The organism is Vibrio sp. 2096 (assembly GCF_033339595.1).
Taxonomy (GTDB): Bacteria; Pseudomonadota; Gammaproteobacteria; order Enterobacterales; family Vibrionaceae; genus Vibrio; species Vibrio alginolyticus.
This window is the reverse complement of sequence record NZ_JAWOUX010000004.1, coordinates 394,983-410,153: the sequence shown is the minus strand read 5'-3', so window position 1 is coordinate 410,153 and position 15,171 is coordinate 394,983. Positions and strand designations below refer to the sequence as shown.

Here is a 15,171-nt window from a genome sequence, read left to right as displayed (position 1 = left end):
TCTCAATAATTCGGTTAACGCTTTTCGGTCAAAGCGACAATGGCTTGTGCGACAACTCGGTCAGCATTCAATTTTGCAGCGCCACGCGCTTGCTCAGCCATTGTAAGTAAAGCTTGGCGATCCAATTGTTGGATCTGCAGAGTCAGAGACTCAACGGTTAAATCTGGTTGTTCAATCATTTTCGCCGCGCCGCAATCCACCAAGTGGTCTGCATTAAGTGCTTGCTGGCGGTCTTTGTGCATGAATGGAACAAAAATAGCGCCTACACCTGCCGCCGAGACTTCAGATACGGTTAACGCTCCAGAGCGACAAACTAAAAGGTCAGCCCATGCGTAAGCTTCTGCAACGTCATCAATGAATTCCATTACTTCTGCATTTACCACACCATTAGCTTGGTATGCTGCATTCACTTCTTCGGCGGCACCTTTACCCGCTTGATGACGAATACAGTAATCTTCGCCCAATTTCGACATCACTTCTGGCAGAGTTTGGTTAAGAATACGTGCGCCTTGGCTGCCACCCATCACCAAAATGCGAATTGGACCTTGGCGCTCTTGCATGCGCTCAGTTGGCGCTGCTAATTGAGTCACGTCTTCACGAACTGGGTTCCCAACCACTTCGGCATTTGGAAAAGCGCCTGGGAAAGCCTGAAAAACCTTCTTAGCGATTTTCGATAACCATTGGTTCGTTAAACCTGCTACTGCATTTTGTTCATGCAGAACAACAGGAATACCACTCATCCAAGCGGCAATACCACCCGGGCCGCTAACATAACCGCCCATACCAAGCACTGCGTCTGGCTGCCAGCGTTTCATGTGAGCACGAGCCTGCATAATGGCATTGATAATTTGAAATGGTGCTGCAAGAAGACGTGTAACGCCTTGACCTCGTAACCCTTTCACTTTGATAAAGTCGATTTCAATGCCATGTTTTGGCACCAAATCCGCTTCCATTCGATCCGCCGTACCTAACCAACGGATCTCCCAACCTTGTTCTTGAAGCTGTTTTGCTACCGCCAAACCTGGGAATACGTGACCGCCAGTACCACCAGCCATCACCATCAAACGTTTATTTTGTTTCATTAGCTTGTTGTTCTGATTGTTGTTGCTCGCGTTTCAAGCGGCATTCGTAATCGATACGCAGTAGTATGGACACTGCGACGGACATAATTATTAGACTAGAACCACCATAACTGATGAGTGGAAGTGTTAAACCTTTAGTTGGAACAATACCGGCGGCAGCTCCAACATTAACCAAGGTTTGAAACGCAAACCAAATACCAATTCCGAAAGCCAGATAACCTCCGAACATTTCGCCGTCTTCAAATGCACGCTTGCCGATGTAAACCGCTTTTAGCACCAAGCTAAAAATCAGCATTAAGACCAGCACTACGCCTACGAAACCAAGCTCTTCAGCAAGTACGGCAAACACAAAGTCGGTATGCGCTTCCGGTAGATATTCCAGTTTTTGAATTGAATTACCGAGACCTTGTCCGAACCATTCACCACGACCAAACGCCATCAAAGACTGAGTCAACTGATAGCCACTGCCAAATGGATCTTCCCACGGGTCAAGGAAGGAGGTTACTCGTCGCATACGGTATGGCTCGACGAGAATCAAACCTACCACAGCGCCGATACCTGCCACCATCAAGGCAAGAAACTGGGTTAGTTTTGCACCTGCGATAAAAAGCATGCCAAACAGCGTGACCAGCATCACGACGACCGTCCCCAAGTCTGGCTGACCAAGTAGTAATACTGCGAAGAAGGCAAACACCATGATTGGCTTCATAAAGCCACCAAAGAAGGTTTGTCGTACTTCGTCTTGCTTTCGAACTAAGTAACCAGACATGAAGATAAACAGCGATAGCTTCGCGACTTCCGCTGGCTGAAGGTTAAACAGCCCAAGGGGAATCCAACGAGACGCACCATTAACCGACTTACCCGCCAAGAGCACGATGATCAACAGTGCGAAAGAAGCCCAAAGTAAGTAATGGCTCTTCTTAAACCACTCTTGCAAAGGCACTTGCAAAATAACAGCGGAGGTCCCTAACGCCAGCACGAGAAACGTCGCATGACGAAACATAAAGTGGAACGGCTGTTCCGTTAATCGAGAGCTGATTGGAAATGATGCAGAGGTTACCATGACCAAACCAGTCAACATCAAACCCAGTGCAATCCACACTAACTGACGATCAAACATCGCCTCTGGGGCTGGATGCTTGAGCCAATTGCCAATACTGCGTTTAACGTTACCTAAACCCACGAAGTGTGTAACCTTTAATTATGCATATTTCTGAGCAAGAGCAGCGAAAGCATCACCTCTTGCCATAAAGTTGTCGAATTGATCAAAGCTAGCACATGCAGGAGACAGCATCACCATATCACCTGGTTTTAACTGCGAAGATACTTGTTGAATCACATCTTCCATAGTGTCGAAACGTATTGCAGATTCATGCAGTGGCATAAATTCATCGCCATCAGCGCCAAAGCAACACAGTTGCAAGTTAAGCGTCGCGAAGATCGGTTTTAATGGCGAGAAGTCAGCACCTTTGCCAACACCACCAACGAGTAAGTAGAGCTTGCCTGTCGATTCCAAACCAGATAGCGCAGCCATAGTGCTGGCAATATTAGTTGCTTTAGAGTCATTCACCCATTTGACGCCTTGATTATCCGCAACCACCTGGCATCGGTGTGTCAGTCCTGTGTAATTTTTAAGTGCATTCAATGCGTTGTGATAGTTTACATCCGCAGCTTTTAATAGCGCTAAAGCAACCAGAGCGTTAGATAAGTTGTGCTTACCAACCAACTTAAGCTCATCACTTGCGACAACTCGTTGACCGTGATCGAGCAACCAAGTACGGTTGCCATCCACCTCGAGACCAAAGTCCTGATTGTCGCTGCCAAATGTCACCAATGGCATCTCTGCGTCTGGGAAGGTTTCTTGATCATCACGGTTCACGACCGCAAGAGCAGCATGGTTAAAAATACGCAACTTGGCATGTCGATAGTCAGACATGCCTTGATAACGATCCATGTGGTCTTCAGAAAGATTCAGAAACGCAGCGGCTTTGAGCTTTAAGCTTGACGTCGTTTCTAACTGGAAGCTCGAGAGTTCGAGTATATATAGATCTGCGTCTTGTTCTAACAAATCCAGTGCTGGCACACCGATGTTACCACCAACGCCAACATCCAAACCTGCAGCCTTAGCCATCACACCTGTGAGGTCGGTTACTGTGCTCTTACCGTTTGAGCCCGTAATCGCAATTACGGGTTTCTGCACCGCCCAAGCGAATAACTCGATATCACCTACTACTGCCGTACCTTTTGCTAATACGGCTTGGATCTCTGGTGTCGCTAGCGCAATACCAGGGTTGGTCACGATAAGATCCGCGTCAGAAAGCCAGTCTGTATTCCAACCACCACTATGCAGTTGAACACTTTCCGGCAAGCGCTCTGCACCTGGAGGGTTTACACGAGTATCAATGACTTTGACCACAAGTTGTGGCTGATTTTTTCTTAGGTGTTTAACGACAGAGAGCCCGGTAATACCGAGCCCTACGACGACAACACTATGTATGTTTTGCCAACGTTCCATATTTGATCACACTGTAAATCTTGTTCTTGGAAAGCGCGATTAACGCACTTTCAATGTCGCAAGACCAATCAGAACAAGAACCATAGAAATAATCCAGAAGCGCACGATTACGCGAGGTTCTGGCCAACCTTTCAATTCGTAGTGGTGGTGAATTGGTGCCATACGGAAAATACGCTGACCACGTAATTTGTAAGAACCTACCTGCAGGATGACTGATAGCGTTTCCATTACAAATACGCCACCCATGATCACTAACACCAACTCTTGACGAACTAGAACAGCAATGGTGCCCAATGCACCGCCAAGCGCTAGTGAACCTACATCGCCCATGAACACTTGTGCTGGGTAAGTGTTAAACCACAAGAAACCAAGGCCTGCACCTACGATTGCTGTACATACGACAACTAACTCAGATGCATGTGGTAAGTATGGTATATGAAGGTATTCAGAGAAGTTAACGTTACCGGTCGCCCATGCAATAACCGCGAAGCCTGCTGCAACAAGAACCGTTGGCATGATTGCCAAACCGTCTAGACCATCAGTCAGGTTAACCGCGTTACTTGTACCTACAATGACAAAGTAAGTCAGAATGATATACATCAAACCAAGTTGCGGCATGATGTCTTTAAAGAATGGCACCACTAGCTGAGTTGCTGCTGTGTCTTTACCGTAAGCATACAATGCGAAAGCGACGACAAACGCGATCAACGACTGCCAGAAGTACTTCCAACGCGCGATCAAGCCATCGGTATTTTTGCGTACCACTTTACGATAATCATCAACAAATCCGACCGCACCGTAGCCAAGTAAGACTGTCAGTACCGCCCATACATAAGGGTTGGATAAGTCTGTCCATAGCAAAATCGTGATTGAGATGGCCGCTAAGATCATGATACCGCCCATTGTTGGGGTACCACGCTTACTAAAGTGAGATTCAGGACCTTCGTTACGCACTACCTGACCAATTTGCAGCATTTGCAAACGCTTGATCATGATTGGTCCCATCCATAATGACAGACCTAGAGCGGTTAATACGCTTAGGATTGCTCGAAAAGACAAGTATTCAAACAATCGGAAAAAAGACAGGTATGGCTGTAGCAGCTCGGCAAGCCAAATAATCATTAATAATACTCCTTCAAAGCAGCAGCGACTTCAAACATACGTGCACCGTTCGCTCCTTTCACCAACATCGTATGGTTTTCAGGAACGGCTTGGTCTAGATGCTGCTTGATGTATTCAATCATCTCTTGGTGCGTCTCAAAATGAATGCCTTGGCAAAGATCACTGATCACCTTGGCGTCTGCACCATATGTGAGAACATGTTCAAATTTTTGTGGGGCAGCATGTTCCCCGACTTGACGATGAAGTGCAAGACTTTCCTCGCCCAATTCCGCCATATTACCTAAAATCAGCCAGCGTTGACCTGGGAAAGCGGCCAATAAATCAACTGCCGCTTTCATGGCTGGCACGCTCGCGTTGTAGCTGTCGTCAATCAATTTTATCTTTTCGCTCAGCGCTTCAACCTCGACGCGACCTTTCACTTTGTTCAAATGTTTAAGGCCAGCACGAACCTCTTCTAATGTGGCGCCCATTTGTAACGCAATAATAGAAGCAGCGATCGCATTCGCAACGTTGTGTTGACCTATAATACCCAGAGACAGTTCAATTTCTTGTGAGCTTGCTGCGATATGTAAGTCAAAGCTTGCTTCACCTGCGGCGTTCAATACGATGTTAGAAGCGAAGAAGTCTGCATCAGTATTACTTTGTGAAAAAGTAATGACTTTCTTATCTGCTAACACTTCATCCCACTTGGCTTCACCATTGCTGTCTAGGTTAACAATCGCAATACCACCAGCTGAAAGGCCTTGGTAGATTTCACCTTTGGCTTGTTTCACGCCATCGATAGAACCAAAGCCTTCAAGGTGAGCGGCTGCTACATTGTTCACTAACGCGATATCTGGTTTTACTAACTGAGTCGTGTAAGCAATTTCACCGATATGGTTAGCACCAAGCTCAATCACGGCATAATCATCATCCTGCTGTGAGCGCAATAATGTCAACGGAACACCAATATCATTATTGAAGTTACCCGCCGTGAATAACACTTTGCCTTTCAATTGCAGGATACTCGCAACCATTTCTTTTACGGTCGTTTTACCGCAACTTCCGGTGATGGCAACGGTAGGTGTTTTGCATGCTTGATGCACCCAAGAAGCAAACTCACCCAATGCAAGTTTGGTATCCGACACCACAATTTGCGGCACATTCACATCTAAGCGTTTTTCTACGAGTAAAGCACCGGCACCTGCATCTACCGCTTGTTGGCAAAAGTTGTGCGCATCAAAGCGCTCCCCTACTAACGCCACAAATAGAGCCCCACGATCAATCGTTCGTGTATCAGTAGAAACCGCGTCGATAAGTAGATCGTCGCCGAATCGCTCGCCACGTGTGATGTCTGCAATTTGAGATAACGTTACTTTGATCATGAGGTCAATCCTAAAAGTTGCATTGCGGACTCGCGGTCGGAGTAATGAATCGTTTCGCCATTACGAATCTGATAATCTTCATGACCCTTCCCAGCTAACAAGATAATGTCGTTTGGCGAAGCATTTTCAATGGCATAAGACAGTGCTTTGAAGCGGTCATGCTGAACAATCGCTTCAGCAGGTTTTGACAGCCCAGCTAACATGTCTTTCACAATCTGAACCGGGTCTTCGCTGCGTGGGTTATCGTCAGTCAACACCACTCTGTCGCCTAGACGCTCTGCAATTTCCGCCATCATTGGGCGCTTACCTGCATCGCGATCGCCACCGCAGCCAAAAATAGCCCACAGCTGGCCTTCACAATGAACTCGTAAAGCTTGCAGCGCTTTTTCTAAAGCATCAGGAGTATGGGCATAATCAACCACGACTTTGGCACGATCCTCAGTTTGGAATAACTCCATTCGGCCGAGTACAGGTTGCAGTTGACCTGCGGTTTCGAGTAACGCTTGTTTCTCTTTACCTAAGCTTAATAAGGTCGCAAAAGCGAGCATTAAGTTGGTTGCATTAAACTCACCAATCAAAGGCGCGTGCAATTCACCTGAGCCAAATTTACCATCGAACTTAATAGTAATCCCTGACTCTGCGTAACTGACTTCCGTCGCCCAAATTGCGCTTTCAAATTCAGTGTTCGGCTTGAGCGAGACAGCGATCGCATTACTTAACTGCGACGCCCATTGATGACCGACTTCATCATCAACATTGATAATGGCACGTTCACATTGGTGTTGCGTGAACAACCCAAGCTTTGCATTGGCATACTCTTCCATCGTGCCATGATAATCTAAGTGGTCACGACTTAAGTTAGTAAACACGCCCGCCGCAAATGATAGTGCTTTGACACGACCTTGCGTCAGGCCATGGGAAGATACTTCTAGCGCGGTGTATGTGGCTTGTTGATTTGCGAGAGAGGAGAGCGTTTTCTGAATTTCAACGGCATTCCCCGTTGTATTCGCAGCTTGTTGCAAGTTATTGAGGAAGCCATTTCCTGTTGTTCCCATTACCGCCGCTTTATGGTCAAGCAGTTCTAGCCATTGCGCTATTAACTGGGTAATGGTGGTTTTGCCGTTGGTGCCGGTGACACCAATCAAATCCATATTAGGGTAAGAATAGAGCTTTCCAGCAATTGCGGATAAACGTTGGTCCAACCTATCGATGTAAATGACGGGAACATCATCAATGATTTCCACCGTACCATGTGTTTTGACATCGCAGGCTTGCGCCAGGGCTGCATTTGCACCTTGCTCAATTGCAGAGGCAATGAATTTACGCCCATCCACAACATGGCCAATCACTGCTACAAACGTGGTTCCAGGTTGAACTCTTCGGCTGTCGAGCTCCAATTCAGAAACAAGAACGGACGATAAGCTAGGGCAATCCACCCAAGGGGAAAGCAGCACGTCCATACTGATGGCTTTAGTCATATTTGTTCTCCGAGCTTTGGCTCAGGTTTTCTTAATTTTGTTTGCTCAGTAAACCACAGAGCTTACTGTTGGAATTTGTTTTCGTCAGGTGCAACATTGAGTATTTGTAGCGCGCCTTTCATGATTTCAGAGAAAACAGGAGACGCTACCGAACCACCATAGTAGTCATCACCTTGAGGCTCATTTACGATCACTACTAAAGCAATTCGCGGATCGCTAACCGGAGCAAGCCCAGCCGTGTAGGTGATGTACTCGTCGCTGTACCCACCAGCAGAAGCTTTACGTGATGTACCCGTTTTCGCTCCCACTCGATAACCAGGAACTGCCGCTCTGCGAGCCGAGCCCCCTTTTTGAGTTACGGTTTCCAACATGTCTAATACTTGACGCGCATACTTCGCACTCACCACTTGACGTGACATGTCATGATCATTGCTTTCGATAATATGAATAGGCTCGTATTTGCCAAGGTTTCCAAGCGTCGCATAAGCATGGGCTAGCTGGATTGGTGTAATTGATAGACCATAACCAAACGCAATCGTGGCGCGCTCAATTGGCGACCAACGAGTTCGTGTAGGAAAAATACCCGTCACTTCCCCAACTAGGTTTAGGCCAGAAAGCTCACCAAAACCCACTGAACTGTACAGCCCAAGAAGCGCCTCTACCGGCATTTGCATTGCTAGCTTCGTCACACCGATATTACTCGACTTTTTAAGGATCGTGGTCAAGCTCGCTTTGCCTACGCGAGAGACATCTCTGACTCGACTACCACCTAAGCGTAGGACACCATTACCGGTATCTACGATGGTATCTTTATCGGCTATCCCATTTTCTAAGGCGGCTAAAATAACGAAAGGCTTAATGGTCGAACCGGGCTCCATTGAGTCCGTGATCACTCGGTTACGCATTTGATAGCTTTGCCAATCGCTACGATTGTTAGGGTTGTAAGAAGGAGCATTAACCATGGCCAATACGGCGCCCGTTTTTACATCCAACATGACAACAGAACCTGAAGTGGCGCGGTGGTCCGCAACGGCTTGCTTAATCGCACGATACGCAATCGCCTGTAGGCGCTGATCGATGGTTAACTGAAGTGATTTACCTTCTTGCTTGTCTTGCCAAGCAATGTTTTCCACAACACGACCATAACGGTCTTTACGAATAGTTTTCTTACCCGCCGCGCCAGTGAGCCACTCATCGTAGCTACGCTCCACACCTTCTAGGCCATGCCCGTCAATGCCTGTCACACCGACTAAGTGAGCACTAACCTCACCTGCAGGATAATAACGACGAGATTCCGACTTAAGGCCAACACCTGGCAGCTTTAGCTCACGAATATAGTTCGCCATGGCCGGACTGACCTGGCGCTGCAAGTAGATAAAGCGGCGTTTTTCATTGCGCTTGATTTTGTCTATTAACCCTTGTCGGTCAATACCAAGAACATCCGCTAATGCATGCCAACTTTTGGTCTGGCTTAACGCGTTTTCTTTAAAAATCGTGGCAGGATCTGCCCAAACCGCCTCAACCGGTACACTGACAGCAAGCGGCTCACCATTTCGATCCGAAATAATACCGCGAGCAGAAGGAATGGATTTAACACGAACCGAACGTAGGTCACCTTGTTTAATCAGGTTATCTGGCTCAATGATTTGGATGTAGGCTACGCGTGCCACCAAAAGGGCAAATGCACAAAAAACAAAAAACAGTAATAGATGGAAGCGCCAACGAATCAAGAAAGATTCTTCGACCGCCACTTTCACTGCTTTGTTATCGTTTTTCTTATCCCCCGTAGCCGCTTTCTCTTTTGCTACAGGTTTACGCTTATTGGCTTGTTTCGTGTTGGATTTTTTTCTAATCATTTGAGCGTGACAACCACTTCTTTATCGCCATCAGGTCGTTTCATTTCAAGTTCTTTTTTGGCAAGGTCTTGAACACGACTGTGTTCCGCGAGGGCAGTTTCTTCCAACATTAAGTTACGCCATTCGCTATCTAATCGTTCTCGTTCAACCAACGTATGGTCTTTCTCGGTAATCGCTTGACGCGCATGGTGGGTAGCAAATACCACTCCCATTGCCGATGCCACGATCAATAGCAACAACAGTAATGGCCAGCGACCAACGGTGAGGAGATCCGTCGCAATCAACTTAGCAAGATTAGGAGTGGGTTTCGTCATAATAATTAAAGCTTTTCCGCAATTCTTAACACAGAGCTGCGCGAGCGAGGGTTCATTTCAATTTCTTGTTTGCTTGGCTTAATCGCTTTGCTCACCGCTTTCATATTCGCACTACCAAGAGCACGAATTTGCTCTTCCGTCATTGGAATACCGTGTGGCACTTCAGGCCCTTTGCTCTCTTTACGGATAAAACGTTTGACCATACGGTCTTCCAGAGAGTGGAAGCTAATCACAGATAAACGGCCTTCAGGAGCCAGAATGCTCGCCGCGCCTTTAAGTGCCGTATCAATTTCTTCTAACTCACTGTTGATGTAAATACGAAAAGCCTGGAAAGCACGAGTCGCAGGGTGTTTTTTCTCTTTAAAACTTTTCGGTGCGGCATCTGAAATCAATTTTGCCAGCTGACCAGTGCGAACCATTGGCTCATTTTCTTCGTCTTCACGGTAGGCAACAATCGCTTTTGCAATACGGCGCGCATGTTTATCTTCCCCAAACTCGCGAATGACCCAAGTGATATCATCGAGGTCTGCTTCCATCAACCATTGAGATACTGGAACACCTGATGTCGGGTCCATACGCATATCTAGCGGACCGTCTTTCATAAAGCTAAAGCCACGCTCTGCGTCGTCTAACTGAGGAGAAGAAACGCCTAAATCCAGCAGAACACCATCCACTTTTCCAACTAGCCCATACTCTTCAGCATACTCAGCAATACCAGAAAATGGACCATGAATAATGGTGAAGCGAGGGTCATTGATTTTGCCTGCCTCAGCGATCGCTTGAGGGTCACGGTCGATACTGTACAGTCGGCCATTTTCACCGAGTTTAGATAGAATTGTCCGGCTGTGACCGCCACGGCCAAATGTTCCATCAATATAGACGCCGTCTGGTTTGATAGCTAAGCCATCAATGGATTCATTTAATAACACGGAAATATGTTGGAAGGTTTCGGTCATAGCTTTCTCGTTGAATGATCTTGAAGCGATTCTTTAGTGTACTGATTTCCTACATCATCGCCACCACAAGTCTAAAGTTAGACGTGATTTACGCCAAGTTTATTGGTAATGACATAGTTTGCGTCAATTAAATGCAAAAAACCCATCACTACCGAAGTAGAGATGGGTCTCGAATAGGTGGAGCCGACACATAAGCCGGGTTCTGTTCCGCTTGCGCGGCGGTAGCCATTCGTCTAGGCCAGCAATCACTCACTGGCTCGAGCAACCTACCCGCCTCCTTACGCGAGCAACGCAATGTGGAGGCCTATTTGGTCTTGCTTCAGGTGGAGTTTACCCTGCTACGAACTATTGCTAGTCGTCCGGTGCGCTCTTACCGCACCCTTTCACCCTTACCTGTACCCTTACGGGCCATCGGCGGTCTTCTCTCTGCTGCACTTGTCGTAGGCTTGCGCCCCCCAGGCGTTACCTGGCACCTTGCTCTATGAAGCCCGGACTTTCCTCCCCTTTGTCAGTCTCCCGAAGGACGTCAACGTCAGTCTCCCAAAGGGACTTCGACGTCAGTCTCCCGAAGGACATCAACAAAGCAGCGACTACCCAGTCAGCTCCGAGGGCGGATTGTATAGAGTTCTCACTTCAGAGTCTAGTTAGATCACAGATATGATGAAATGAATGCACTAAGTGATGACTTTTTAGTCAACGTGCCAAAAATAGATAATAAAAAGGCCGATGCCTAAACATCAGCCCTCATTGACCATTTATCTCGCTAGTGGCACTTAGTCTAAGTTTTCTAAGCCCCATTTATATAACGCATTCTTCTTCAAGTTATGTATTTCTGCCACCAAAGCAGCTGCTTTTTTCAAAGGCAGCTCTTTGGTCAAAATGCCTAACGTGCGTAAAGCATCTTCAGGTAGTGAGTCGTCTGTTGTTTCACGATGGCCATGTACCAACAATACCATTTCACCACGCTGTTGGTTATCGTCACTTTTCACCCATTCAATCAGCTCACCTAACGGCATGCCTTGAATGGTTTCAAAGGTTTTTGTTAGCTCTCTTGCCAACACAACTTCTCTATCTGGGCCAAGAACGTCTAACATGTCTTGTAGAGAGTCTAAAATACGGTGCGGTGACTCGTAAAAAATACACGTACGCTCTACCGAAGCAATCTCTAGGAATTTATCCTTACGACCTTTGCTTTTCGGTGGTAAAAAACCTTCGAAGCTAAAGCGATCAGATGGCAAGCCAGAGGCACTTAACGCCGTAATGACCGCACAGGCACCTGGAAGAGGCACAACTCTAACGCCCGCTTGACGACATTTTGTCACCAAATGGTATCCTGGGTCGCTGATAAGTGGCGTACCAGCGTCAGAAACTAATGCGATAGACTGACCGGAAAGCAGCTTTTCTACCAAAACTTGTGCTTTTTGCTGCTCATTGTGGTCATGTAGAGCAAAAGTTTTGGTTTGAATATTGAAGTGAGACAGTAATTTGCCCGTATGTCGAGTATCCTCAGCGGCAATGATGTCCACAGTCGACAGAATTTCGATAGCACGTTGGGTGATATCCGCTAAATTTCCGATTGGAGTCGGTACGATATAGAGAGTTGGCCCCTCATTCGGCAACTTATTTTTATCTGTCATTTGTTTACCATCACTTCAACGATTAATATAGAGACAATTTTGTACAAAATTATAGAGAACTCACGGCAATGATTAACCATAAGAGACTCAGTGTACCACGCATACTTACTCCTGTTGCACTAGCAATTACGCTCGCCGCCTGTTCTTCAGGTCCAAGACAGCCTGATGGCGTTGATGTAACACTTGAGCCTACTCAGTCTGTTCAGAACTATATGATCCAAGCTGATAGCACGGAAGGCAGTTTACAAAATGACTGGTTGATCATGGCAACCAAAGCCGCGATTCAAGCAAACCAGTTTGATCAAGCAGAAATGGTGATCAAGCGCCTGGCTCGTCAACAGTTAACCGAAGTTCAGCAAGCAGAGTGGCAACTAGCGCGTGCGACCATACAGCAAAAACAGGGTAATTACTCTCAGTTGCTGCAATTGTTGAATTTTAAACCTTGGTGGAAGTTGCCAAATGAGCAATGGAAAGACTATTACTTGATGCGTGCCGACGCTTATCAAGGTCTTAACCAAGCGTTTGAGGCAAACCGCCAACTGGTTGCATTTGGCCAATATGCATCGTCCGCGGAGCAGAGAGAGATTTCTAGCCGTATTTGGATGAACTTTGGCAGCTACTCCGAGTACGAACTGACCTCATTAGAAACAGAGCCAAATGAAGATGTTTTGGATGGTTGGCTACAACTCGCTATTTATGCGAAAACGCTGTCGGGCAACTTATCCCAACTAAAAAATACCCTCGAACGCTGGTTAAACGAGAACCCATCGCATCCAGCCGCTATCTACACACCAGAAGAGATTCAAAACATTCTCTCTCTAGACATCGTTAAACCAAACAACACCGCTTTGTTACTGCCGCTTACTGGTAAATTCTCGCCACAAGCGCAATTAATTCGTGATGGTTTTGTGTTTGCGATGATGAATGATCGTAACCGTGATCCAAGCGCTACCCTCACGGTAATAGACACTAATGCGTATAACGCCGACCAAATTAAACAACGTTTGATCAATGAAAACATCGATTTTGTTGTTGGTCCTCTAGAAAAAGAGAACGTTGAGCTATTGCACACAACCATGGATGGCTCAGAAAATGGTCCTACGATTCCAGCCCTTGCGCTAAATATTCCCGAAGATGTGCAACCAGATAGCAATATTTGCTACTTGGCATTATCACCGGAACAAGAAGCCGCACAAGCAGCGAAACACTTGTTCAGCGAAGGCTATAACTTCCCTCTGATTCTGGCACCAAAGGGCAGCTTTGGTGAACGTGTAACTGAAGCGTTCAACAAAGAGTGGCGCAAGTACAGCTCTAATAAAGTCGCAGCAAGTTATTTTGGTGACAAGCGCCAACTTCAAAAAGACATCAATGAAGTATTTGGTCTGCAAGAAAGCAAACAACGTATTGCTCAGATGCAATCACTAATGCGTATCAAGCTTGAAACACAGCCACGTAGCCGTCGTGATGTCGATGCGGTTTATATTGTTGCTAGAAGCACGGAACTGACTTTGATTAAGCCGTTTATTGAGGTAGCGATTAACCCAGACGCCAAAGCGCCACAAATTTTCTCTAGCTCGCGTAGCAACAGTGGCGGCGCGACTTACGAAGATCTAACAGGCATCATCTACAGCGATATCCCATTACTGATTGACCCAGACCCTAGCGTGACCGCTGAAATGAACGAGCTGTGGTCAGAGCAATCTAACATGGAAAAACGTTTGAAAGCACTGGGTATGGATGCGTATAAATTGATTGGGGAGCTGCCACAAATGAAGGTCGTTCCGGGCTACTCAGTCGGTGGCCAAACCGGTATTTTAAGTATCGACAATAATTGTGTTGTACAGCGTGAGCTAAGCTGGGCTGAGCGTGGGGCTCTTTAGCAAGCGCCAAATCGGAAATCAATATGAAGCTCTGGCGAAGCAGTATTTACAACGCCAGGGCTTAAACTTTATTGAACAAAATTTTCTGACTAAGGTCGGTGAGATTGATTTAATCTTCCAACAAGGTGAAACTATTGTGTTTGTTGAAGTCAAATACCGTAAGAACAATCACTTTGGCTCGGCAGCAGAAATGGTGACGCACGCTAAAATGCGCAAGCTAGTCAAAACCGCACAAGTTTGGCTTAGCCAACAAAAGCGCTTAAAACACAATATCGATTATCGATTTGATGTCATCGCCATTCATGATAATGGGCGAGATATCAACTGGATAGAAAACGCAATCTCTGAAGGATAAGCGATGCTAGACAGCATTAAAGACAGCTTTACAGAAAGTATTCAAATTCAAATCGCAGCAGCAGAGGCGCTGCCTGATGCCATTACTCATGCAGCTCAAGCGATGGTGTCGAGCCTGCTTAATGGCAATAAAATTTTATGTTGTGGTAATGGCGGCAGTGCTTCAAACGCTCAACAATTTGTTTCTTGTCTTTTAAACCGTTTTGAAACTGAGCGCCCTAGCCTACCAGCAATGGCCTTAACCGCCGATAATACTACCCTAACCGCAGTGGCCAACGATTACCACTACCAGGAAATCTTCTCAAAACAGGTACGAGCGTTTGGTCAACCAGGCGACATTTTGCTTGCCATGTCGACTAGCGGTAACAGTAAAAATATTATCAAAGCGATGGAAGCAGCCGTAACTCGAGACATGACGATTATCGCGCTCACAGGAAAAGATGGCGGAGAGATGGCAGGACTGCTAGGTGAGAACGACGTCGAAATTCGTATTCCATCACACCGCACTGCACGTATTCACGAAGTACATATGGTAACACTCCATTGCCTTTGTGATCTTATTGACCAGGTGCTTTTCCCTGCTCACGAAGAGTAACCAAGACTGAGAGTCAGA

The 15,171-nt window shown here is 46.5% G+C and carries 13 protein-coding genes and 1 other RNA gene; 3 read left to right on the top strand and 11 right to left on the bottom strand.

The genetic code is table 11. The features are described 5' to 3' along the window. Positions 1-14: 14 nt before the first annotated feature. From murG to rsmI, 11 genes are all read right to left on the bottom strand, one after another. Positions 15-1,082, bottom strand: coding sequence for an undecaprenyldiphospho-muramoylpentapeptide beta-N-acetylglucosaminyltransferase (murG, locus tag R7Q41_RS10690; protein ID WP_151514437.1), 1,068 nt, complete (start codon positions 1,080-1,082; stop codon positions 15-17). Continuing rightward, on the bottom strand, positions 1,069-2,265 hold the full coding sequence (gene ftsW / locus R7Q41_RS10685; protein ID WP_318108315.1) for a cell division protein FtsW: 1,197 nt from the start codon (positions 2,263-2,265) through the stop codon (positions 1,069-1,071). The genes murG and ftsW overlap by 14 nt, the downstream gene beginning before the upstream one ends. A gap of 18 nt (positions 2,266-2,283) precedes the next feature. Then, complete coding sequence (murD, locus tag R7Q41_RS10680; RefSeq protein WP_086046526.1) at positions 2,284-3,597, bottom strand: UDP-N-acetylmuramoyl-L-alanine--D-glutamate ligase; 1,314 nt, start codon at positions 3,595-3,597, stop codon at positions 2,284-2,286. 39 nt (positions 3,598-3,636) lie between these two features. After that, positions 3,637-4,719, bottom strand: a complete 1,083-nt coding sequence (mraY, locus tag R7Q41_RS10675) for a phospho-N-acetylmuramoyl-pentapeptide-transferase (protein WP_005372931.1) — start codon at positions 4,717-4,719, stop codon at positions 3,637-3,639. Continuing rightward, positions 4,719-6,083: a UDP-N-acetylmuramoyl-tripeptide--D-alanyl-D-alanine ligase gene (locus R7Q41_RS10670; RefSeq protein WP_213909604.1), complete on the bottom strand. Its 1,365-nt coding sequence runs from the start codon at positions 6,081-6,083 to the stop codon at positions 4,719-4,721. Before R7Q41_RS10670 ends, mraY begins: the two co-directional genes overlap by 1 nt. Then, entirely contained in the window at positions 6,080-7,561 is a 1,482-nt protein-coding gene (gene murE / locus R7Q41_RS10665; RefSeq protein ID WP_158173666.1) for a UDP-N-acetylmuramoyl-L-alanyl-D-glutamate--2,6-diaminopimelate ligase, read from the bottom strand. The genes R7Q41_RS10670 and murE overlap by 4 nt, the downstream gene beginning before the upstream one ends. 62 nt (positions 7,562-7,623) lie before the next feature. After that, a complete protein-coding gene (locus R7Q41_RS10660) occupies positions 7,624-9,417 on the bottom strand; it encodes a penicillin-binding transpeptidase domain-containing protein (RefSeq protein WP_005372922.1) in 1,794 nt (597 codons plus the stop codon). Next, positions 9,414-9,731, bottom strand: coding sequence for a cell division protein FtsL (ftsL, locus tag R7Q41_RS10655; protein ID WP_005387405.1), 318 nt, complete (start codon positions 9,729-9,731; stop codon positions 9,414-9,416). The genes R7Q41_RS10660 and ftsL overlap by 4 nt, the downstream gene beginning before the upstream one ends. A 5-nt stretch (positions 9,732-9,736) precedes the next feature. Continuing rightward, positions 9,737-10,687, bottom strand: coding sequence for a 16S rRNA (cytosine(1402)-N(4))-methyltransferase RsmH (gene rsmH / locus R7Q41_RS10650; protein ID WP_005372918.1), 951 nt, complete (start codon positions 10,685-10,687; stop codon positions 9,737-9,739). A gap of 175 nt (positions 10,688-10,862) precedes the next feature. Further along, positions 10,863-11,293: RNase P RNA component class A (gene rnpB / locus R7Q41_RS10645), an RNA gene on the bottom strand. A 167-nt stretch (positions 11,294-11,460) separates the two neighbouring features. Continuing rightward, positions 11,461-12,324: a 16S rRNA (cytidine(1402)-2'-O)-methyltransferase gene (gene rsmI, locus R7Q41_RS10640; protein WP_005372907.1), complete on the bottom strand. Its 864-nt coding sequence runs from the start codon at positions 12,322-12,324 to the stop codon at positions 11,461-11,463. Positions 12,325-12,392: 68 nt separating this feature from the next. Between rsmI and R7Q41_RS10635 the strand changes: the two genes are divergently transcribed. From R7Q41_RS10635 to R7Q41_RS10625, 3 genes are read left to right on the top strand one after another with little or no spacing between them, the layout of a single operon-like run. Further along, positions 12,393-14,204: a penicillin-binding protein activator gene (locus tag R7Q41_RS10635; protein WP_318144490.1), complete on the top strand. Its 1,812-nt coding sequence runs from the start codon at positions 12,393-12,395 to the stop codon at positions 14,202-14,204. Continuing rightward, positions 14,191-14,559, top strand: a complete 369-nt coding sequence (locus R7Q41_RS10630) for a YraN family protein (RefSeq protein WP_005372903.1) — start codon at positions 14,191-14,193, stop codon at positions 14,557-14,559. The genes R7Q41_RS10635 and R7Q41_RS10630 overlap by 14 nt, the downstream gene beginning before the upstream one ends. Positions 14,560-14,562: 3 nt before the next feature. Next, positions 14,563-15,153, top strand: coding sequence for a phosphoheptose isomerase (locus tag R7Q41_RS10625; RefSeq protein ID WP_005372901.1), 591 nt, complete (start codon positions 14,563-14,565; stop codon positions 15,151-15,153). Positions 15,154-15,171: the final 18 nt, after the last annotated feature.

Bases quoted from the DNA above. Each gene is read 5' to 3' on its own strand.
- murG (WP_151514437.1), bottom strand. From the start codon at position 1,082: ATGAAACAAAATAAACGTTTGATGGTGATGGCTGGTGGTACTGGCGGT.
- murD (WP_086046526.1), bottom strand. From the start codon at position 3,597: ATGGAACGTTGGCAAAACATACATAGTGTTGTCGTCGTAGGGCTCGGT.
- mraY (WP_005372931.1), bottom strand. From the start codon at position 4,719: ATGATTATTTGGCTTGCCGAGCTGCTACAGCCATACCTGTCTTTTTTC.
- R7Q41_RS10670 (WP_213909604.1), bottom strand. From the start codon at position 6,083: ATGATCAAAGTAACGTTATCTCAAATTGCAGACATCACACGTGGCGAG.
- murE (WP_158173666.1), bottom strand. From the start codon at position 7,561: ATGACTAAAGCCATCAGTATGGACGTGCTGCTTTCCCCTTGGGTGGAT.
- R7Q41_RS10660 (WP_005372922.1), bottom strand. From the start codon at position 9,417: ATGATTAGAAAAAAATCCAACACGAAACAAGCCAATAAGCGTAAACCT.
- ftsL (WP_005387405.1), bottom strand. From the start codon at position 9,731: ATGACGAAACCCACTCCTAATCTTGCTAAGTTGATTGCGACGGATCTC.
- rsmH (WP_005372918.1), bottom strand. From the start codon at position 10,687: ATGACCGAAACCTTCCAACATATTTCCGTGTTATTAAATGAATCCATT.
- rsmI (WP_005372907.1), bottom strand. From the start codon at position 12,324: ATGACAGATAAAAATAAGTTGCCGAATGAGGGGCCAACTCTCTATATC.
- R7Q41_RS10635 (WP_318144490.1), top strand. From the start codon at position 12,393: ATGATTAACCATAAGAGACTCAGTGTACCACGCATACTTACTCCTGTT.
- R7Q41_RS10625 (WP_005372901.1), top strand. From the start codon at position 14,563: ATGCTAGACAGCATTAAAGACAGCTTTACAGAAAGTATTCAAATTCAA.